Origin of the sequence: Mesorhizobium huakuii, assembly GCF_030160235.1 — a bacterium.
Lineage (GTDB): Bacteria > Pseudomonadota > Alphaproteobacteria > Rhizobiales > Rhizobiaceae > Mesorhizobium > Mesorhizobium huakuii.
Window position 1 is genome coordinate 266,268 of the sequence record NZ_BSNY01000021.1, and the last position, 20,495, is coordinate 286,762.

The following is a 20,495-nucleotide window of genomic DNA, read 5'->3' on the forward strand; positions in this document are numbered from 1 at the left end:
TCCCCTTTGTGATGCTGGATCGGTTGCCGCGTCAGATCTGGATCATCACCTTACCGGCCTCGATCCTGACCGGATAGGTCGCGAGATTGACGCAGACCGGCGCGCCCTTGGCCTGGCCGGTCTTGTAATTGAAGCGGCCATTGTGCTTCGGGCATTCGATGATGTCGTCCATCACCAGCCCGTCGGCCAGATGCGCCCTCTCATGCGTGCAATAGCCGTCGGTGGCGAAGAACTCGTCATCCGGCGAGCGGTAGACTGCAAAGCTGCGGCCGCCATGATCGAAGCGGATGACATCCTCTTCCTCGATATCGTCCACCGCGCATGCTTCAACCCAATCGGCCATCCTGGTCTCCCGCAAGAATTCGCGATCGCTATTCGGCCGCCGCCGACATGTCGACCTCGTGGAACTCGCCGCGATAGGGCCTGGCCGTCGGCGGCAATTCGCGCTTGAGGTAATAGTCTTCGTATTTCAGCTGCCTGAGCAGGACCGGCCAGACCTCGCGATAGGCATGCCACATCGACGGGTTCGGCTCCGGCAGGTCGTGCTTGATCAGTTCATGCAGCCTCGGCAGTGCGTGATACGGCACCATCGGGAACATGTGATGTTCGACATGGTAGTTCATGTTCCAGTAGATGAAGCGGCTGATCGGGTTCATGTAGACGGTGCGGGTGTTGAGCCGGTGGTCGACGACATTGTCGGCAAGGCCGATATGCTGGAGCAGGCCGGTCATCACCATGTGCCAGGTGCCGTAGAGGCGCGGCAGGCCGACCAGCACCAGCGGGATCCATGATCTAAGCGCGATCGCGAAAACGATCGTCGTAGCGTACACGGCCATGTGCCAGCGGGCGGCGACCACCGCCTTGTGCCGTTCCATCTCGGGGATGTAGCTCTTCTCGTCCTCCGACAGAGTGCCGAAGGCCTGGCGCACCAGCGTCGGCAGCGAATAGCGGAAGTCGAGAATGCCGGTGAAGGCCAGTGCCGCCTTCAACAGGTCGGGCGGGCGCATGACCGCGATCTCGGCGTCGCGGCCGACGATAATGGTGTCGGTGTGGTGGCGGGCGTGGCTCCAGCGCCATTGCACGGGATTGCGCATCAGCATGAAGGAGGCGATGTGGTAGACGGCATCGTTCATCCAGCGCGTGCGGAAGGCCGTGCCGTGGCCGCATTCGTGCCAGCGCGAGTCGCTCGACGAGCCGTAGAGCACGCCGTAGACGAACAGGAACGGCACCACCCACCACGAACCCCAGAGCCAGACGATGCCGGCGGCCGAACCCACGATAGCGGCGAGCCAGATGATGGTGTCGCGGATCGCCGGACCATCGGAGCGCTGCATCAACTCCTTCATCGTCTTGCGCGGCACGTCGGTGTGGTACCACTCGGCCGAGGCCAGGCCGGTCTCGATCGCCCTGCGCGTGCTTTCGCCGACCAGGCTGTAGTCGCGCTTTGTCTTGGCCGTGGTCATCTTCGCCTCCCGCGCGGCCCCTATAGGCCGTTGGCGCGGAATTTTCCGTCGAGGAATGTTTTCGCGCGCGGCACGTCATCCTCGGTCAGATGCTCGATGATGACGGGGATGTTCGGGTGCTTTTGGCTGAGCCGCTTCAGGTAAAGGTCATAGTTGAGCGAGCCGAGGCCAGGCGCCGGCAATTCGATCTCGCCGACGCCGCGGAACGTCAGTCCCTCATGCGCGTCCTGGTCGCCGATATCGGCATGCTTTTCCGACTTGTCGCTGCCTGAGCGCTTCACGTCCTTGGCATGCGCGATCCGGATCTTGTCGGTCAGCGTGTCGAACACCTGGTTCAGCACCTGGTCCATGCGGTCGATGTTGTGCGCCTCGAAGTAATTGGTCGGGTCCATCAGCAGGCCAAGGCCGGGATGGTCGACCTGTGCGAACATCCTCACGGTCTCCTCGACCGAGCCGACGACATTGTTGACATAGGTTTCAAGCAGGAACACCGCGCCGTGGTCGTAAGCCGTCTGGGCAAGGTCCGAAATCACTTTACGGCATTCCTCGAAACCTTCCTCTGTCTTGTTCCTGGGATGATGCACCCAGTCGGATTCGGTGTTGTAGGTCCCGGTCTCGGAGATCACGTAGGGCGAACCGAATTCGCGCGCGTTGCGGATGATCTCCTTGAGATAGCCGACGCGTTTCTCGCGCTCGGCTCTGTCGGGATGGATGATGTTGGTGTAGCCGGAGATGCAGCAGACCGGCAGATTGTGATCGCGGAACGTATCACGCACGGTCCTTGCCTTGTCCCTTGTGATCTGCCCGGCCGTGAGATCGATATCCCTGAAATGCAGGTCGAGCTGCACGGTGTTGAAGCCGAGCGCGCGGATGCGCCTGGCTGTCTCATCGAGTTCGCAGGGAAAGTAGCCGGTGAAGATCCCTGCCTGCATCATGATGTGAACTCCTCCCGGTAAGCGATTCAGCCGCCACGCTTATTGCGCGGTCCGTGTTCAATTGGTCGAGATCTCGGAAAGCCTGACGGTGCGGCCTTCCGCCATCGAGCGATAGCCGGCCTCGACCAGCGCCATGGTCCTGACGTTGTCGGCAACGGAGAGAGCCGGTGGCGTGCCAGTCTTCACCGCATATTGCAGCTGCTCCATCACGCCGATGAAGGCGTGTGGAAACCACATCGTATCCCATCTGGGCATCACCCACTCACCGCCCGTCGTCTGCGTCGAGGCATAGGTCAGTGTCGAGGCGACGCCGGTCGGCCAGCCGATCGTGCCCTTGGCCACACCCTTGGTGCCGTCGACACGCCAGTTGATGTGCTGGTCATCGCGATAACCCTGCTCGCGCGGGCCGGACCAGACATCTTCCAGCGAAACGGCAAGCACCCCGGAGGGGAAGCGCAGCGTCGACACGGTGATCCCGTCCGAATGGTCGAATGTCGTGCGCGGGTCCTTGCGCGTCAGCGTCGTGATTTCCTGGGGATCGCCGAACAGGAAGCGCAGCACGTCGAGATGGTGCACGCTCATATTGGCGAGCGTCAGCCGGTCATAGTCCGCGAGGAATGTCTGCCAATGCGGGATCGCATGCATGTCGATCTGCGCAAAGACGATGTCGCCCAGCGCACCGCTGTCGATGATCTGCTTCAGCACGCGCATCGACTGGTCGTAGCGCATGTTCTGGTTGACCGAGAGGATCTTGCCGGACTTGGCGGCTTCGTCGCGCAGCTTGACCGCCTCCTCCACCGACAGCGCCAGCGGCTTCTGCGCCAGGATCGCCTTGATGTGTGGCTGTTTCAGCGCATGACGGATGAGGGCCGGCTGCTGGTCCGGCGGAAAGGCAAGGTCGACGATCTCGACTTCGGAATCCTCGATCAATTGCTCGGGCGTATCGCGAACGATCGGAATGCTCCAGCGCCGGGCAACCTTCTCGGCGCTGGCCTTCGTCCGCGAGGCGATTGCAACCACCGGGAAGCCGGCTTGCGCATAGGCGGCCAGATGGCATTCGGCCATGATCATGCCAGCACCGATGCAGCCGATCCGGTATTCCCTGCTGCGAACCTCCACATCCGGTTCGAAATCCGTGCCTGCCATCCATTCCTCCCTGGAGGACAGCATATAGCGCCACGGCTTGCCGCTCAGCCAAGCCCGGCACCATCATTTCCCATCACCGCCGTCATCAGCGACACCAATCACTGGGTGCAGCAGTCATTGGGCCTTATGGAGGACCGCCTCGCCTTCCTCACCAACACGGACGGCGATCCGGTCGCCGGAAACGATCCCCGCAATGTCGCAGACCACCAGGGGCATATGGATATCGTAGAGAAACTCGGCGACGATGGCGCCCACCGCCAGGATCGGGTCGGGACGCTGCAGCAGGATACCGGCCGGCGCGGTGCCCCGGCGGATCGCTTCGGCCAGGACAGACGATGAGGAGGATGACCCTCGCCCGCTCGGCATGACCAGGATCCTGCCGGCGACATTCTGGCCGAGACCGGGATGCGAATGGTCGATGATTTCCCCCGTCTCGGCGTCGATGCCGCCCCAGAAACTGAGCGGCTGCGAAAACACCAGGGCAAGGCCATCCGCCTCGCCGGCGAGTTGGAAAGTGCCCCGCCGATCAACGGTTGCAACTGTCATGAGGCACCTCGCATGACTTGTCCGGCAGCGGCAGAGCGGATGCAATCCACCATCTCGGCGAAAGCCACGGTCACACCGATATTGCCCGGCGCGTAATGCGCCCACTTGCCGGAATTGGTCATCACCACGCCGTCGAGCCGCTCGAGGATGGAGGTGACATAGGTGCAGGTGTCGGCGACCGGGATCAGGCCGAACGCCTCCATGCCGGTCAGCGCGCCCTCTTCCTGCAGCCGCGTCAGCGTAGCGCGACCGGTGTTTACATAGATCGGGATGCCCCTGCCCGGTGCTGCCTCGCGCAGCATGGGTAACAGGCGCATCCACTCCTCATGCGAGAAATGCGGCGTGCCCAGCGACACGGCCGCCAGCGGTGTCCCGTCGGCCACTCCGGACAATCTGGACAGCGCATGATCGATGTCGGCCTGGCTGATGCGGATCGTCTCTTCCGGTGCGCGGCCGTGGAACGCTTCGTCTGGTGTGTTGGCCTCCGGCGTGATGCCGACCGCATGGAACAGAGCCACGGCACCGGTCGTGGCTGCCGCCGCCCCCAGCGCCTTCAACTGATCCTCGTCGCGCGGCCGCGGCAGGCCTGATATGACCGGAATGCGGTCGCCGCTCGCTTGTCCGACGATCAGCCCGACACCGACGAACAGGCTGTCGCGTGGTTCGGCGATGTCCAGTTCGAACAGGATGCGGCCGCGCCGGTTTTCGCTGAGATGCAGGCCCCAGGCCGGCGCCCGTCCGGTCATGGCGCAGCAGAGGTCGATGAAATCGCCATAGCGGTTGGTGCGCGCGCCGATCACCGAATTGGCGAAGACGATGGCGTTGGATTCGCCCCAGGCGACCTGCTGGCCGAATGCAGGCCGGAATCGCGTCTGGTAGGGCGCACAGGTGAAGGTCGCTTGGCAACCAAGCTCCAGATGCGCCTTCATCAGCCGACGTGCCGGCACCTCCTCGGCCGCCGGCATCTTCACCATGCCGGGATGGATGAGATCGAACGAGCCGACATTGAGCGTCGTCGGCACCTGCACGCGCCCACCACCCTCGACCAGCCTTTCGACGAAATCGAGCCCGGCCTTGCCATGGTAGAGGCAGCCGTCGATATGGGCGCCCGTGATGTCGAGCAGGCCGCGTGCGCCGACCGCGTTGGAAAACGCGACGAGGATTTTCATGGCGGCGGCTGCCGATGGGCCTTGCTCGCCGTCGAGCATGGATTGGTCGCGCGCGGTCAATTCTAGCGTCATCGGAAAACTCCGGACTTTTGCCCGGCTATGCTGTTCCTGATTGCGAACCGTCTGGCAAGACCCGTTGCAAGTCTCAGCTCGTAGCGATCAGCACCGTGCTCTCCGGCGACCAGCGCAGCACCACGTCCTGCCCTTCCGCCAGCCTGTCGGCGCCGGTGTTCTGCACGATGACTTTCAGTGTCTGGCCGGCACGCTCGACGAAATAGGTGCTGTTGTTGCCGGCGAAGATGCGCTTGGAGACCTGGCCCTTCAGCATATTCGCATCGCCATCCAGAGCCCCGGCATCGATGCCGATCCGAATGCGCTCGGGCCGCACGGCGCAGCTCGCCTTGGCCCCGGCGGCAAGCCGGTCGCCGGCCCCGGCCGCAATCGCGGTACCATCCGGCAGCCGGATGCCATTACCCGTCGAGTCGCCGCGAAAGATGTTGGCGTCGCCGAGGAAGGTGGCGGCGAACTCGCTTTTCGGCCGGTCGTAGATCTCCTCCGGCGGCCCTTCCTGCACCAGCCTGCCGTCGCGCAATATGCCGATGCGGTCGCTCATCGTCAGCGCCTCTTCCTGGTCGTGGGTGACGAAGATGGTGGTGATGCCGATCTCGCGCTGGATGCGCTTCAATTCGATCTGCATGTCGACGCGCAGCGCCTTGTCGAGGGCGCCGAGCGGCTCGTCGAGCAACAGTACGCGCGGCTTGGTGACGATGGCGCGGGCCAGCGCGACGCGCTGGCGCTGGCCGCCGGAGAGCTGGTGCGGACGCCGGCCGCCGAGCTTGCCCAATTGCACGAGGTCGAGTGCGCGCTGCACTTCCGCTGCAATCATCGCCTTGGCCTCGCCGCGCACCGAGAGACCAAAGGCGACATTGTCGGCGACGCTCATATTGGGAAACAGCGCATAGTTCTGGAACACCATGCCGATGCGCCGCTTTTCGACCGGCACACGTTCCACACTTTCGCCGCCGATGGAAATACGACCGGTATCGGGAAAATCGAAACCGGCGATCTGCCTGAGCAGCGTGGTCTTGCCGCTGCCCGAAGGCCCAAGCAGCGCATAGAAGCCGCCATCGGCGAAATCGATGGAGACATCGTCCAGCGCCTTGTGCGCGCCAAAGCTGCGCGAGACATTTGATACCTGCACGCCGGCCATTATTTCTCTCCGCCGAATTTGAAGAAGCGCGCCGTGAGCAGCATCAGCGCCATCGACACGACAATGATGATGGTCGACACCGCATTGATCTCGGGCGTGAAGCCTTTGCGGATCGCGGCGTAGATTTCGACCGGCAGCGTCGTCTGGCCGGGCGTCGACAGGAAGTAGGAGACGACGAACTGGTCGAACGACACGGCGAAGGCGAACAGCCCGCCGGCAATGACGCCCGACATGATCCACGGCAGCGTGACCCGCATCGTGACTTGCCATTGGTTGGCGCCGAGCGAGCGGGCCGCCTCTTCCAGTTCCGGCGCGAAGGTCTGCAGCCGCGCCGAGACGACGACGATGACATAGGGCAGCGCCAGCGCTACATGGCCGAGCAGGATGGCGAACAGGCCACGCCCGATGCCGACGCCGAAGAAGAAGATCAGCATCGCCGTGCCGGTGATCAGCCACGGTATGGCGATCGGCGGAAACAGCAGCGCCTGCAGCACCTTCTTGCCGCGAAATTCGTAGCGGTAGAGCGCCAGCGACGCCGCTGAGCCGAGCACCACGCTGATCAGCGTGGTGATGATTGCGATCTCGAGGCTGTTCCAGGTGGCCGCGATCAGCTGGTCGTTCTGCCACAGCGAGGCGTACCACTCCGTCGTCCACTCGAACGGCAATTGGTAGAAGGGCGAGACGTTGAACGACATCAGCGCCATGATGATGATGGGCAGATAGAGGAAAGCGAGCAGCAGGAAGATGTAGAGTCGGCCGAGCCCTTCCAGGATGCGGGTGGTGGCCATCACGCGGCCCTCCGCAGCACCGGCGAGGCAAGCGCCAGGATGACCAGCACGACAGCCAGCAGGATGAAGGACAGCGCCGCCCCGAGCGGCCAGTTGAACACGGCGACAAACTGGTCCTCGATCACCGTACCGTAAAACGTGCCGGTGCGCCCGCCAAGAATGCGCGGTTCCATGAACGAGCCGACGACGGGCACGAAGATCAGCGCCGCCCCCGCCACGAGGCCGGGCATGGACAGCGGGATGATCACCCGCTTCAGCACCTGCAGCCGCGAGGCGCCGAGCGAGCGCCCGGCCTCGATCAGCGAGTCGTCGATCGCCTGCAGCGTGAGGTAGCAGGTCAGCACCATGTAGGGCACGTAGGAGTGCACCAGGCCGATGATGACGGCCGGGTAGGAATACATCAGATCGATGTTGATCTTGAATGGCAGCACCGCGTTGAGCGCGGTGTCGAGGATGCCGCCCTCGCGCAAAACCATCGCCCAGGAGAAGATGCGCACCAGCCCGTTCGACCAGAACGGCAGGATGACGAGGAGGAAGATCGCCTCGCGGCTGCGCCCCTTCAGCACCTTGGCCAGCACGTAAGCGGCGGGATAGCCGATGACGATGCACCACAGCGTCACTTCGAGGCCGAGGCGCAGCGAAGCGAGCAGCAGCGTGAGGTAAAGGCTCTGCGAGAAAAAGGCGGCGTAGTTGCCAAGCGTGAAGGCCCAAGGCTTTCCGGTCAGCGGCAGGTCGGTCATGAAGGAGAAGAAGACCATGGCCGACAGCGGCAGGAAGATCGCCACCGTCAGCCAGAGATAGGCCGGCGCCAGCAGCGGCAGAGCCGATCTCAGCCCGCTGCACGATGCGGTTGCGCTCTGTGCTGCCATGCCACCCTCCTCCCCAGGATTGAAGGACCAGCCGGCGCGAACCGCCGGCTGGTCCGGACGTGAACTTTACTTCACGTCGACCTTGAGCTGCTGCCAGAGCGCCAGATAGGCCTCGCGCTGGGCATCGGTGATCGGCGCCTGGAACTGGATGCGCTTGGCGACCTCGGGATCACCCATCACCTTGCGGTTGAAGGCATCCTGCGGCAACGCTTCCACCGCCTTGGTGTTGGCCGAGACAGGTGCGCCGACCTTGGTGACCCATTCGACGTAGAATTTCGGGTCGATCATCCAGTTGATGAACGCCTGCGCGCCCTCGACATTCTTGGAGCCGACCGGGATGGAAAACGCATCCAGCCAGGCAACGGCGCCTTCCCTTGGAATGACCAGCGAAACCGGCAGCTTGAAATGCGTCTTGGCACGATCGGCCGAGCCGCTCCAATAGGTGCCGATATCGATCTGGTTTGAGGCGACCATCTGGTTCCAGTCGTTCTCCGAGCTCCAGAACGTCTTGATCTGCGGCATCAGCGAGGTGAGCTTCGTCTTGACCGCATCCATATCCTTGATGTCGTTGATGTTCTGGCCGGTGGCGATGGCGCCGAACTGCACCGCCTCGACGGCGTCGTCGCGGATGACGACGCGGCCCTTATGCTTGGGATCCCACATTTCGGCGATCGACGTCGGCGGCTTGTCGAAGGATTTTTCGTTGATGGCGAGCGCCGTCAGGCCCCACACCCACGGCACGCCATAGACCTTGCCGTCATGGTCGAGCATCGGCGAACCGGCCTTGTCCTTGCTGATGTCGGCATAGTTCGGCAGTTTCGAGGTATCGATCGGCTGGATCAGCTTTTCCGCCATCGCCTGGTCGTTGAAGGCGGCGTTGATCATGACCACGTCGTAGAGGCCGGGATTGGTCCGGATCTTGGTCAGCATTTCCTGTTCGGAATTGAAGAAGTCGTTGACGACCTTGTTGCCGGTCGCCTTCTCGAAGGCGGCGACCGCCCAGGGCTCGTCGGCGCCGTAGCCTTTCCAGTTGAGCACATGCACTTCGGCGGCACTGGCGGCCAGCGTGAGCGCGGTGGTGAAGACGGCGGTCGCCGTCAAGAGAGCAGTAAGTCTTGGCATGCGCATGTTGGTTCCTCTCTTTGTTTGCCCGCTTGGCGGGGCTTGTCAGGCTGTCTGATGGGCCTTCTGGTTCTGGCCCGGCGTGCCGATCGCGGCGGCCTGGCTCAGGAAAGTCTGGATTTCGGCATGGGTCGGCGCCGATGAGCCGCCATGGCGTGTCACCGAAATGGCCGCCGCCGCGTTGGCGTAGCGCCCCGCCTCGAAGGGATGCACACCGCGCGCCAGCGCGCTGACGAAGGCGCCGATATGGGTGTCGCCGGCTCCGTTGGTGTCGACTGCAGTGACCTTGAAGCCGGCTATGGTCTGCGCCGTGCCGTCGGCCAGCCTGACATGGCAGCCCTTGGCCGCGGAGCGGATGACGACACCGGCAGCGCGGGGGCAATGGTCGGCAAGCAGCCGCACCGCGAGGGCCTCGACATCACCAGGGCCGGCGATCTCGGCCGCTTCCGCCGCGTTGCAGCTCAGCCATGTGGTGCGGACAAGCACCCGCGACAGGATGGGACGCGGAATGTCTGAAATGACCGGCGTCGGATCGAAGACGAACGGCGTTTGCGCAGGCAGCGCCTCGATCCATTCGGTGAGCGCGTCGCGGCTGCCGGGATAGCTCAGCGTATATCCCGAGGTGAACACCCAATCATCCGGCGCCGCCGATACCGGCGCCATCATCTCGAGGCTGAGCACACTTTCGGCGCCCGGCCACGAGACGAAGGTGCGTTCGGCATCGCCCGAGATCATGGCGACGCAATTGCCGCTGTCCATATGAGGCGATGGCGGCGTCAGCGTCTCGATGCCCTCGGCGGCGAAGGCGGCGCGCAGGAAATCGCCGTTCGGCCCGCTGCCGAGCTGGCCGCCGAATACCGCCGTCATGCCGGTGCGGCCGGCCGCGACCATCATGTTGAAGCCGCCGCCGGCGACCTGGGCAAAGCTCGATGCCGTCTTCTCGGTGCCCGGCATCGGCAAGGCATCGATGCGGTAGACATAGTCGACCACCGCGCTGCCGATATGGACGAGGCGGCCGCTCATGCCGCCGCGTCCTTGCCGGAGCCGGTCTTTGCCACCCTTGCCGCCACGAGATCGGCGGCAAGCGCGCGCACCTCCGACATGTTGATGCCGACCAGCCGGGCAATATGCTGCTGCGGCAACAGTGAAAAGCCGGTGCAGGCGCCGGCCATGCCGGCGGCTATGGCGCCGATCGTGTCGGTGTCGCCGCCGAGATTGGCGCTGATCACAGCCGCCTGCCAGGGATCGCCGCCGGCGACTTCCAGCACCGCGAAGGCGGCAGGGACCGATTCCTGGCTGGCGACGCCGGTGCCGATCAGGTCGGTGATCAGCCGGATCGCATCCCCCGTCACCTTTCCGCGCACCAGATCCTGCGCCCAGGCGATACGCGAGGCGATGTCGCCGCCGGTCACCCAATGGCCAAGCGCCGCCCCTCGCCTCGCCGCCGCGACGGCACTGTCGGAGGCAGCGCGCCAGTCGCCGCCGGAAACGCCACGGCTGACGGCGGCCGCGACCGCAGCGGCCGAGGCAATGGCGATCGAAGTGTTGTGCGTGGCGCGGCAGGTCTCGGCCACCTTGGCGAGGAATGCGTCGAGCGGCTCCAGCGGCATCATGATGCCGACCGGCGCAATACGCATGGCAGCCCCATTGGTGTCGCCGCTGCGTCCCGCTTCCTCGGCCGGCACGCCATTGTTGATGGCGTCGATGGCGCGCTTGGTCGAAGGCCCCAGAAGATCGTAGCTGCCGCGCGCCTTGACCTCGCGCTCCCATTCGAGCAGCGCGTTGACCCAGCGCCTGTGGTCGAAGCGCTCGCCTGAAACAACCAGAATGCGGCCGAGCAGCAGCGCCTGTTCCGTATCGTCGGTGATCGTGCCGGCCAACAATCCCTTCGACACCGGATGATCGGCGAAGGGCGCGACGAAATCGTCGACATGGCCGTAGAGCTCGGCAATGCGCGCCGGCGACAGGAGCTGCGTCGGCATGCCGAGCGCGTCTCCCAGCGCCCCGCCGACAAGCGCGCCCATGGCACGATCGAGAATGGTGCTGTCCGCCATCGCTCAAAACCTCATATGCAGCGCGAAATGCGCGGGATTGAGCAGGCTGGTGACATATTCGATCGGCCGGTCGTCGGCCGCGCGCGTCAACCGGCGGCCGCGCAGGAAGGGCGTGCCTTGCGGGCAGCCCAGGATGGCCGCGTCCTCGGCATTGAGCATCTCGATGCCGACCCACTCCTCGCCATGGTCGGGGATGAGGCCGGCGTCGCGCAGCGTCTGGTGCAGCGAGCCTTCGCGCAGGCCACGCAGCGGCACATCCTCAAGCTCCGGCGACAGCGGCAGGCGGCTGCGCTCGATGGAAATCGCGTGGCCGTCGCTGGCATTGGTGCGCACACGGTCGACAGCGATGAAGAACGGGCTTTCGATCTCCAGCAAGGCGGCGAGATCGGCGTCTTCGATGACCTCCAGCCGCAGCGTCCTCGTCTCGGCGTTGGCGCCGGCATTGGCCAGCGCCCGCGACCAGCCGATGGCGTCGTCGACCGGCTTGCCGTCAAAGGTGACGAAGGAGCCGATGCCGACCTTCGTGGTGATCAGCCCGCGGCTGGACAGTTCCTCGAGGCCCTTGCGGACCGTGTTGCGGCTGACGGAGAAGCGCTGGACGAGTTCGTTCTCGCTTTGCAGGCGGTCGCCGAAGCCGAGCACGCCGGAGCGGATTTCATGTTCCAGAACGGTCGCGATCTGCTCGGGCTTGCCCGTGCCGGGAGACAATTGAACCGCGCGCCGCTTCATATGCATACCTGTTCAGTGAACCTGTATAGTCCTGTTCAATACATGGCTGTAAGCCTCCTGTCAATGCGATGCCGAGACAGGTCAAACAGACCGCCCCTGTTCCCGATAGTGTGGTAGGTTCCGGGTCGAAGGAGCAACATGTCCCAATCAACAGAGCACAAGAATCCCAAACTGATCGTCGTGGTCGCGTTCGACCGCGGCGAGGACGGTGAATTGTTTCCGGCCTTCGGCCCCGCTGACCAGCAGAGCGAAGACCGCGCCATACGCACCGCCCGGACTCTGGCGACAAAACATGTCGGCGTCATCGCCTGGAGCCGCGATGCCGACCCGACACTTGGCGACTACGGCCCGCCGACCACGTTGTTCGTCAGCGGCGACGTGCCCGACATGGAGTAGCGGCGACGCCCTCTGCAGGCTGGCAAAATGAAATCTGGTTTTAATATTTGCCGACAGAGCGGAACCGTTTTCTCTCGCTGCCGGTTTATCTGCAGGTCGTTTATTCCAATGACCTCGACAGAGAGGAATTTCCAGATGAACTTCAAGATGCTGACGATGGGCGCGATGGCGCTTGCAATGATGACTGGGTCGGCGCTGGCCGCGTCAAATGGCAGCGGCTCCTCCGCGCTCGACAATCCGGAAAAGATGGCGCCTTTCTATACCGACGCCGGCATGAAGACGATGAAGTCCGAAAAGGAATTCAAGGTAGCCTGGATGGCGATGAAGGACGAAGACCGTGCGGGCATGATGAAGGAATGCGGCGACAAGGCCATTGCCAAGTCGCATGACAATTTCTGCAAGATGACCAAGCAGCTTGGCGGCGCGAACTGACGCTCCGCGATTGGGCACAGCCCCGATTGACCATTTGGATAAGGCGGGCCCCAGTGCCCGTCTTTTCCTTTCGGCCATAAGCCCATCACGCAGCCGCTGGCGGATTCAATTCGCGACAACGGTTCAGCAAAGATGTAGCATCAATGCTTGGAGCGGCAGAACGCCGGTCGTTTGGCTTTTGCCTATGTTTCAACCCATTGCGAATATCGAGGATGCGCAAACGCTGGCGCAGGCGATCGTCAACACGATCACCGAACCATTCCTGGTGCTCGACGAGCGGTTTCGTGTGCTGGCCGCCAGCCGATCCTTCTACAAGACATTCGAGGTCGACCCCGCGCAGACGCAAGGTACGCTGCTCTACGCCCTCGGCGACGGTCAGTGGGACATTCCCGCACTTCGCCTGCTGCTGGAGACGATCATCCCCGAGAAAACCGCCATGGACGGTTTCGAGGTCGAGCATGATTTCCCGCGGATTGGCCGCCGCACCATGCTGCTCAACGCCCGCAAGGTGCTTTACGACCACAGCCCGGCCGTCACCATCCTGCTCGCCTTCAATGATATTACCGCCCGCCGTGCCATCGAGCGGGAAAAGGAAGAGTTGCTGCGCCGCACCGAGGATCTGCTCCAGCAGAAGGACGTGCTGCTGCGCGAGATGGAGCACCGGGTCGCCAACAGCCTGCAGATCATCGCCAGCATCCTGTTGCTGAAGGCACGCTCGGTCACGTCGGAAGAGACGCGCCAGCACCTCAAGGATGCCCACCAGCGCGTGCTGTCCGTGGCCGAGGTGCAACGCCATCTCCACACCTCGGTCGGCGTCGACGAGATCGATGTCGGCTCCTACCTTCCAAAATTGTGCGGCAGCCTCGCCTCATCGATGATTGGTGAAGCCCAGCCGATCATGGTCACTGTCACGACGGAAGATGGCAGAATGGATTCGCAAAAGGCGGTCAGCCTCGGGCTGATCGTCACCGAACTCGTGCTCAACGCCATCAAATATGCCTTCCCTGAGGAAAAGGCCGCCGCCCGTATTCAGGTTACCTTCGAGACCGCTGGCAGCGACTGGAAACTGACGGTGTCGGACAATGGCGTCGGCAAGACCGCGAATGACTTGCCGAGCAAGGGGCTCGGAACCGCCATCATCGAGGCATTGGTGAGACAGCTGGAAGCCAAGGTGGAAACCATCAGCAACAACGACGGCACAAGCGTCTCGGTCACCCGGGCAACATTCACGTCGCGGGTGCCGCGCGCGGCGTAGGAGCTGCTACCCGCTCGACGGCCTTCCCGACATCGCCTCGGTCCTGGTCCATTCCGGTCAGATGTGGCGGTCGATGCCGCGTATGATCTTGATCGCCTCTGCTTCCGCTATGCCGACCAACGCAGTATGCCCTGGATGCTCTCGATATATCCGCGAGCCGCCACCCTCCGCCGCAAGGCATGAATATCATCGCGAATTGCGCAGAGTGTGGTTCTGAGTGTTGCAGGCATTTGGGCTGCCTTCCGCAAACTCGACTGTCTCGACGCAAGCCGGTTCCCTCGGCTTCAACGCAAAAGCCCGCTCCGGGATACCGGGGCGGGCCTTGGAGGAGGATGAAGGGGTGGGACCCTCTCCTCTTGTTTCCACGGGGGGGTGTGGACCGAAATCACCATACGCTAGTCCTGCGGGATTTCGGATCACAAGCCGGCTTGCCTACATCACAATCCGGTGCGCCTCGACCTCCGCGCGGTCACGAGATTGCGATCATCCTGGTGGCTGGCAGGCAGCTAGATGCGTCCTAGCACCACGAGGATGATGAGGATCAGCAGCACAAGGCCGAGCCCGCCGCCACCATAGTAGCCTGTCCCATAGAACGGCCCGCCGCCGAGGCCGCTGAAGCCGCCAAGCAGCGCAATGACAAGAATGATGATGAGTATCGTGCCTAAGCTCATTTTTCCCGTTCCCTTGGGCGCCGATGCGCCGGTTTGAGCACCGCCGGACGCGGTGTTTCGAAGACGAGAACGTTCGAGCCGCCTTACCGTTCCGCCCCTGACGTTCGCCGGCGAACGAAAGGACCCGGTCTTTCGGACAAATACAGGATGGGAATTGAAAGCGCCCGACATGCAGGAAGCCCGCCCGAGTGGCGGGCTTCCAACCGCCTGGAGGCCACGGCGTCAAAAGCCTCACGGCTCCATCCATGGGCCTTGCTTCAGCGACGGGCGATCAACAGGCAGAGTTGACGCAGATCGCGATCATAGCTGCCCTCGCTGCTAAGCACGTCGACACAGCGCTTCTTCATGCGCGCCACCTGGCTGCTGGACATCTGCGCCACGACACCCGGCAGGCTCGGATGGCTGGGATTGCTCGGATTGCTGGGGTTCGAGGGATTGCTGGGATTGGTTCCGCCACCAATACCCAAGCCGACGCCGACGCCGGTCGTGCCACCGATATTGGCGCCGAGGCCGGCGGTGACGCCGCCAGTGCCACCGACATTAGCGCCCAGCCCGGCGGTGACGCCGCCCGTGCCGCCAACATTGGCGTTTGCGCCGGCATTGATGCCGCTACCGCCGCCGACGGAAGCACCAAGCCCGGCACTGACGCCGTTGGATCCGCCGACATTGGCACCGGCTCCGGCGTTGATGCCACCGCCGCCACCGACAGAAGCGCCGACGCCGGCATTGACGCCACCGCCGCCGCCCACCGAGGCGCCGACGCCGAGCCCAGCCGCGCTGGCCGGCATGGAAAGAACGAGGACCATTGCACTACCCGCCAACACATTGGCGACTGTTCTGATGGTGAAAGCCATAACACTCTCCTGTTGTCGTTGCGCTAAGGCAGTCGGCGTACAACCGATTGCAAGTTCAGCTACGCGGCAGGTGAGCTTCAGTTTCAGTCTCGCGCACAATTACGCAAATGATGGTATTTATTGCAAAAAAACGGATGATATAAGAGGAGTAAAACTGTATTACAAATGCAAAAAATATTCTTGGCTTGGAAAAGACTTCATCGACATAATTCATTGGGCGTGGCGAAAAACGATTCTATCGGAATCGTCATTGTTGCCGGTAGGAGCCTCACCAAACCTAGGGAGGAAACGCGTCAGCGCTTCTGTGAAATGGGTGAGCCGCCCCAGGAAGCGCCGTCACCCAGGTCAAACTGGATTGGCCGCCTCTTCAACCGACGACCTTGCCCTCAGAATAGGCGGTAGAACAGCCTGTAGCGCACACGTTCCATGTAGGCGCGATACTCCGGCTCAGCGGCCAGAAGGGCTTCCTCGCGCAGGATACGATAGAGCTGCATGTAGGTGATGACCGCATAGACCGCGAGATTGTGGAAGGAAAACGCCGACAGCAGATAGAGCACATGGCCGGCAAGGTAGCCGGCATAGATCGGGTGCCGAACAATCCGGTAGGCGCCACCAGTCATCACGCCGCGATTGGCAGGCAGGATGGCGAAGGAACGGCCAAGCGATATCTTGCCCCAGATGACAAACAACAGCGCAACGAACTGCAGCGGCGCGGCGAAATAGACGGGAACAAGCGCTATGCCCGGCTGGAGGCTGATCAACGCAACCCCGAAACTCGCGGTCACGGAGACGATGACCGTAAGCGGATTCCAGTCACGGGTGACCGGGCGTCGCGACAGAAGCAGCCAGGTGAAAGTGAGTATCTCGGAAATCGCCACCAGCGCGGCGTTGATCCGGGTCGGGTCCTCCATGACCTGGGACACGCCGCGATAGACGAACAGCCCCGCGCAGGCCAGGGCACAGAGGCGAAAGAAGCCTTCGCGCAGGTCGACCAGTATGTCACGCCTGCGCGCGGCGGAGAAAAATCCGCCCTCATTATTATGCGAAAACGCTTCACTTTTTGACGTGAGCAACGCAAGCACCCCGATGATCCCTCGAAGGGACCATTGCACGCAACCATTGCCGGGCGGTTAACCGGCAAGATCGGAACGATGCCAATGGAATTTGAGTAGAGCATGCATGTTTCGACACCGCTGCAAGCGGCGCTACAATTTATGCTTGCATTTTTGGAACAAATAAGGAACGATATACGGATTAACCGCTGAGGCGGACCAGGTTTTTTGGGGGGAGGTCCAGCATATGGCGAGCTGGAAACGTGCGGGATTGCCCGCCGCCGCGATTGGATTGCCGATGAAGCTTTCGCCCGGCCGGCTGTTGGCTGGGCTTGCGGTCATTCTTGCGCTGAACGTATCGGCGCTCGCGGCAGAGAAGGATCATGCCACCTGCATGGGCAAGGACATCGAGCCGGACAGGCGCATCGCCGCCTGCACGCCGATTGCCGAGGACACCACGGAGATGACGCTCGTCCGTGTCATGGCCCACTTCTATCGAGGCGTCGCCTGGGACGACAGGCGGGATCAAGATCGGGCGATCGCGGACTACAGTGAGGCGATTGCGCTCGATCCCAAACAGGCCTCGCCATACTTCAACCGCGGAGCCGATTGGTACGACAAGGGAGACGACGACCGGGCCATCGCGGATTTCAATGTCGCCATCAGGCTGGAACCATCGTCCAGCGATGCTTATTCCAGCCGAGGCGCCGCCTTCCTGCGCAAAGGCAAGACCGACGCGGCCATTCTCGATTTTCAGCAGGCGATCGAGGCCGATCCCCGCAACGGCAAGGCGCATGCCGGCCTCGGGATAGCCTGGGACAGGAAGAACGACCTGGTGCGCGCAATCGCCGAATACGACGAGGCGATCCGCATCGATCCGCAGGACGCGATCGTCTATCTCAACCGCGGCATTGCCCGCGCCGCCAAGGGCGAATTCGATCCCGCCATCGCCGATTATGACATGGCGCTGGGCCTCGATCCCAAAAACGCCGATGCCTATGCCAACCGCGGTGCCGCCTGGCTGGGCAAGAACGATTGGATTCGCGCGATTTCCGATGCCAGCAAGGCAATCGAACTCGATGCCGCAGGTATCGACGGTTACTATTACCGAGCCGTAGCGTGGGCAAGCAAGGGCAACGACGATCGCGCCATAGCCGATTTCGACAGAGCGATCGCGCTTGATGCAAACTATGCCGGGGCCTATTTCGGCCGCTCCCTGGTGCGCACCCGCAGCGGCGACACCACCGGCGCGGCCGCCGATTGCCGAAAGGCCGTCGAGCTCGATCCGAAAAAGGCAGGTGGCTGCGACGCAGGGCCGGTGGGCGCGAAGGCGCCGGCTGTGCCACAGACACCCAAGCCTGCCGCGTCCCCGGTGTACGAACCGCTGCAACTATACCCCAAGGAGGATCACTCCGAACTCGTTGCCTGGAATCTCAAACGGGGGCTGGAGCAGCAGATGCAAGGCGACGTCGGAGGCGCGATAGATTCATTCAGCTTCGCGATCCAGCTGGATCCTTACAACGCCGAGGCTTTTTACGATCGGGCGCTTGCCGAGGCATCCCAGGGAAATTACGCCACTGCCGCCACCGACTGCCGGCGCGCCATCGAACTCGACCGGAAGCGCGCAGGCTCTTGCAGCGAACACGCCCCGGGCGAAACAGCTCCGTCGGTAGCCACGGGGAAAGACCCGGCGGCCGCAAGAATCCTGCTCGAGCGCGCCGAGGCGCGGCTCGCAAAATATGGCGTCGAAGGCGCAATTCTCGATCTCGACAAGGTGATCAGCCTGGGTCCCGAGAGCGCCGAAGCCTATTTGAGGCGAGCCGTCGCCAGGACACTGAAAGGCGATACGGTCGGTGCGGCGGCGGATTGCCGTCGCGCCGCCGAACTCGATCCAAAATGGGCGGGAGGCTGCGGTGAACAGGTTGTGGGTAACCACAGCAAACCGCCACCATTGCCGGACACACGACAGCCGACGCCGTCAGCCGTCGTTCCCGATGTAACGGCCACGCAAGACACGCTGGCCGCGAAGGCCCTGGAGGCTACCGACCCGCAGGCCCTGGAAGCGATCCTGGGCGGCGATGCCTTCCTGGACATGGGCAAGTACGACCAGGCGATCGGCGCCTACAACCACGCGATCGCGCTCGACCCGAACAACCGGTTCGCCTATTTCGGCCGCGGCAAGGCCTGGGCCGCCAAACGCGCCTACCAGCAGGCGATCGCCGACTACGGCAAAGTCATCGAACGCGCTCCCAATTTTGCCCCGGCGCATTTTCGCCGGGGTCTCGCAAAGGTCACCCTTGGCGACATCGATGGCGCTCACGCCGATTGCGACCGAGCCGCGACGCTCGATCCAAAGGCGCGCGACGCATTTTACTGCAAAGGCATGGCTCAGCATGCCAAGGGCGACGCAGGAAGCGCCATCGCTGCTTATTCGGTGGCGATCAGGATCGATCCGAAGGATGACGCGAGCTATTACGGGCGCGGCATGGCGTGGGCCGACGGCAAGGACTATTCGAAGGCGATTGACGACTTCGATCAGGCCATAAAGCTCAGCCCCGGCAATCCAGACTATACGGTTGCGCGCAATGCGGCGGTGGCTGCGCTGGCAGAAGGTGGTGCCGCGCAGGACGCCGTCCGCTCGGACCCGAAGAACCTCAAGGCTTTCATCGACAGCGGCGACGCCTTCTACGACAAAGGCAAATTCGATCGCGCCATCACCGAATACAGCAAGGCGATTGCGCTCGATCCAAGAAAGGCCTCGGCCTATGTCGGCCGCGGTTTGTCGCTCGTCGAGAAGGGCATGTACGACGCAGCCGTCACCGACTTCGGCGAGGTGATTAGACTCTATCCCGGTTATTCAGATGCCTACATCGGCCGTGCTGTCGCGTGGACGAACAAGAACGAGCTGGATCGTGCCATCGCCGACTACAGCCGCGCGATCAAACTCAACCCGCAATATGCGCCGGCTTATTTTGCGCGTGGCACTGTCTGGTTCACCAAGGGCGACTACGACCCGGCGATTGCCGACTTCGACCAGGCGCTGAAGCTCAATCCAAAGATGGCCCTCGCCCGCAAGGGTCGCAAGTTGGCAATGGTTGCAAGAGATGAAGCGAACGCATCGAAGATACCTGGCCAGGCCGCTGGCCGGGCTGGCGAGCAAGCGACCAGGCCGAGTTGGACTTCGCTGGCCGCGCAGACCTTCAACAAGGGTCGAGCGCTGTATGGAAAGGACGACTATGACGGCGCCATAGCCCTGTATGGCAAGGCAATTTCATTCTTTCCTGCGTTCCACGACGCCTATCTCGCCCGAGCAGAGGCCTGGGAGGCCAAGCGCGACTACGCGCATGCGGTCGCCGATTACAGCCAGGCGATTGCGCTCAATCCCGGTCTTGCCGAAACCTACTACGACCGTGGTCAGAACCTCGGATTCCAGGGAGATTACGACGGGGCGCTCGCGGACTACGACAAGGCCATCAGTCTCCACACCTCGGACGCAAGGTTCTATGCCGATCGGGGCCTCATATGGATGGGCAGGCATGAGGACGTCGCAGCGTTGCGCGATTTCGAAAAGGCACTCAGCCTCGATCGCAGAAACCCCTTTGCCTATTTGGGCCGAGGCGTGATCAGGACCAGCAGGGTGGACTATGACGGCGCCATCGCCGATTTCAGCCAGGCAATAAGGCTCCAACCGGATTTCGCCGCCGCCTACGACGCGCGAAGCCAGGCGTGGGAAGCCAAGGGCAATCACAAGCGCGCCGAGGCCGACCGCAAGAAAGCGCTGAGCCTCGGGGCGAAGTAGAAACA

At 62.9% G+C, this 20,495-nt stretch carries 20 protein-coding genes; 4 read left to right on the forward strand and 16 right to left on the reverse strand.

Annotated elements, in window-relative coordinates; genetic code table 11:
• Positions 1 to 31: 31 nt before the first annotated feature.
• From QQK95_RS11455 to QQK95_RS11515, 13 genes are all read right to left on the reverse strand, one after another.
• On the reverse strand, positions 32 to 343 hold the full coding sequence (locus QQK95_RS11455) for a MocE family 2Fe-2S type ferredoxin (protein WP_284272322.1): 312 nt from the start codon (positions 341 to 343) through the stop codon (positions 32 to 34).
• Between the two features lie 28 nt (positions 344 to 371).
• Entirely contained in the window at positions 372 to 1,463 is a 1,092-nt protein-coding gene (locus QQK95_RS11460; RefSeq protein WP_284272324.1) for a fatty acid desaturase family protein, read from the reverse strand.
• A gap of 20 nt (positions 1,464 to 1,483) precedes the next feature.
• On the reverse strand, positions 1,484 to 2,398 hold the full coding sequence (locus QQK95_RS11465) for a sugar phosphate isomerase/epimerase family protein (protein ID WP_284272325.1): 915 nt from the start codon (positions 2,396 to 2,398) through the stop codon (positions 1,484 to 1,486).
• Between the two features lie 57 nt (positions 2,399 to 2,455).
• Positions 2,456 to 3,544, reverse strand: a complete 1,089-nt coding sequence (locus QQK95_RS11470; protein WP_284272326.1) for a Gfo/Idh/MocA family protein — start codon at positions 3,542 to 3,544, stop codon at positions 2,456 to 2,458.
• A 114-nt stretch (positions 3,545 to 3,658) separates the two neighbouring features.
• Positions 3,659 to 4,090 (reverse strand): aconitase X swivel domain-containing protein, encoded by a 432-nt coding sequence (locus QQK95_RS11475; RefSeq protein ID WP_284272327.1) that lies wholly within the window; start codon positions 4,088 to 4,090, stop codon positions 3,659 to 3,661.
• On the reverse strand, positions 4,087 to 5,331 hold the full coding sequence (locus tag QQK95_RS11480; protein ID WP_284272328.1) for an aconitase X: 1,245 nt from the start codon (positions 5,329 to 5,331) through the stop codon (positions 4,087 to 4,089). The genes QQK95_RS11475 and QQK95_RS11480 overlap by 4 nt, the downstream gene beginning before the upstream one ends.
• Before the next feature lie 73 nt (positions 5,332 to 5,404).
• Entirely contained in the window at positions 5,405 to 6,469 is a 1,065-nt protein-coding gene (locus tag QQK95_RS11485; RefSeq protein ID WP_284272329.1) for an ABC transporter ATP-binding protein, read from the reverse strand.
• Positions 6,469 to 7,257: an ABC transporter permease gene (locus QQK95_RS11490; RefSeq protein ID WP_284272563.1), complete on the reverse strand. Its 789-nt coding sequence runs from the start codon at positions 7,255 to 7,257 to the stop codon at positions 6,469 to 6,471. The genes QQK95_RS11485 and QQK95_RS11490 overlap by 1 nt, the downstream gene beginning before the upstream one ends.
• Positions 7,257 to 8,126 (reverse strand): ABC transporter permease, encoded by an 870-nt coding sequence (locus tag QQK95_RS11495; protein ID WP_284272330.1) that lies wholly within the window; start codon positions 8,124 to 8,126, stop codon positions 7,257 to 7,259. The genes QQK95_RS11490 and QQK95_RS11495 overlap by 1 nt, the downstream gene beginning before the upstream one ends.
• A gap of 66 nt (positions 8,127 to 8,192) precedes the next feature.
• Positions 8,193 to 9,254, reverse strand: a complete 1,062-nt coding sequence (locus tag QQK95_RS11500) for an ABC transporter substrate-binding protein (protein WP_322791214.1) — start codon at positions 9,252 to 9,254, stop codon at positions 8,193 to 8,195.
• Between the two features lie 39 nt (positions 9,255 to 9,293).
• Complete coding sequence (locus QQK95_RS11505; RefSeq protein WP_284272334.1) at positions 9,294 to 10,271, reverse strand: carbohydrate kinase family protein; 978 nt, start codon at positions 10,269 to 10,271, stop codon at positions 9,294 to 9,296.
• Positions 10,268 to 11,302: an ADP-ribosylglycohydrolase family protein gene (locus QQK95_RS11510; protein ID WP_284272336.1), complete on the reverse strand. Its 1,035-nt coding sequence runs from the start codon at positions 11,300 to 11,302 to the stop codon at positions 10,268 to 10,270. The genes QQK95_RS11505 and QQK95_RS11510 overlap by 4 nt, the downstream gene beginning before the upstream one ends.
• Before the next feature lie 3 nt (positions 11,303 to 11,305).
• Positions 11,306 to 12,031: a GntR family transcriptional regulator gene (locus QQK95_RS11515; protein ID WP_038647889.1), complete on the reverse strand. Its 726-nt coding sequence runs from the start codon at positions 12,029 to 12,031 to the stop codon at positions 11,306 to 11,308.
• Between the two features lie 138 nt (positions 12,032 to 12,169).
• Here QQK95_RS11515 and QQK95_RS11520 point away from each other — a divergent pair, with 138 nt between their 5' ends.
• The 3 genes from QQK95_RS11520 to QQK95_RS11530 all read left to right on the forward strand — a co-directional run bounded on the left by QQK95_RS11520 (position 12,170) and on the right by QQK95_RS11530 (position 14,114).
• Positions 12,170 to 12,427: a hypothetical protein gene (locus QQK95_RS11520; RefSeq protein ID WP_284272342.1), complete on the forward strand. Its 258-nt coding sequence runs from the start codon at positions 12,170 to 12,172 to the stop codon at positions 12,425 to 12,427.
• A 135-nt stretch (positions 12,428 to 12,562) separates the two neighbouring features.
• Positions 12,563 to 12,859 carry a hypothetical protein gene (locus QQK95_RS11525; RefSeq protein ID WP_284272344.1) on the forward strand — a complete coding sequence of 99 codons (297 nt, stop codon included), beginning with the start codon at positions 12,563 to 12,565 and terminating at the stop codon, positions 12,857 to 12,859.
• A gap of 184 nt (positions 12,860 to 13,043) precedes the next feature.
• Positions 13,044 to 14,114: a sensor histidine kinase gene (locus QQK95_RS11530; protein ID WP_284272346.1), complete on the forward strand. Its 1,071-nt coding sequence runs from the start codon at positions 13,044 to 13,046 to the stop codon at positions 14,112 to 14,114.
• 506 nt (positions 14,115 to 14,620) lie between these two features.
• Here the strand turns inward: QQK95_RS11530 and QQK95_RS11535 are convergent.
• The 3 genes from QQK95_RS11535 to QQK95_RS11545 all read right to left on the reverse strand — a co-directional run bounded on the left by QQK95_RS11535 (position 14,621) and on the right by QQK95_RS11545 (position 16,721).
• On the reverse strand, positions 14,621 to 14,785 hold the full coding sequence (locus tag QQK95_RS11535; protein WP_202353493.1) for a DUF3309 family protein: 165 nt from the start codon (positions 14,783 to 14,785) through the stop codon (positions 14,621 to 14,623).
• Between the two features lie 257 nt (positions 14,786 to 15,042).
• Positions 15,043 to 15,639, reverse strand: coding sequence for a hypothetical protein (locus QQK95_RS11540; protein WP_284272348.1), 597 nt, complete (start codon positions 15,637 to 15,639; stop codon positions 15,043 to 15,045).
• Positions 15,640 to 16,025: 386 nt separating this feature from the next.
• Positions 16,026 to 16,721, reverse strand: a complete 696-nt coding sequence (locus QQK95_RS11545; RefSeq protein WP_284272349.1) for a methyltransferase family protein — start codon at positions 16,719 to 16,721, stop codon at positions 16,026 to 16,028.
• A 268-nt stretch (positions 16,722 to 16,989) separates the two neighbouring features.
• Here QQK95_RS11545 and QQK95_RS11550 point away from each other — a divergent pair, with 268 nt between their 5' ends.
• Positions 16,990 to 20,490 (forward strand): tetratricopeptide repeat protein, encoded by a 3,501-nt coding sequence (locus tag QQK95_RS11550; RefSeq protein WP_284272564.1) that lies wholly within the window; start codon positions 16,990 to 16,992, stop codon positions 20,488 to 20,490.
• Positions 20,491 to 20,495: the final 5 nt, after the last annotated feature.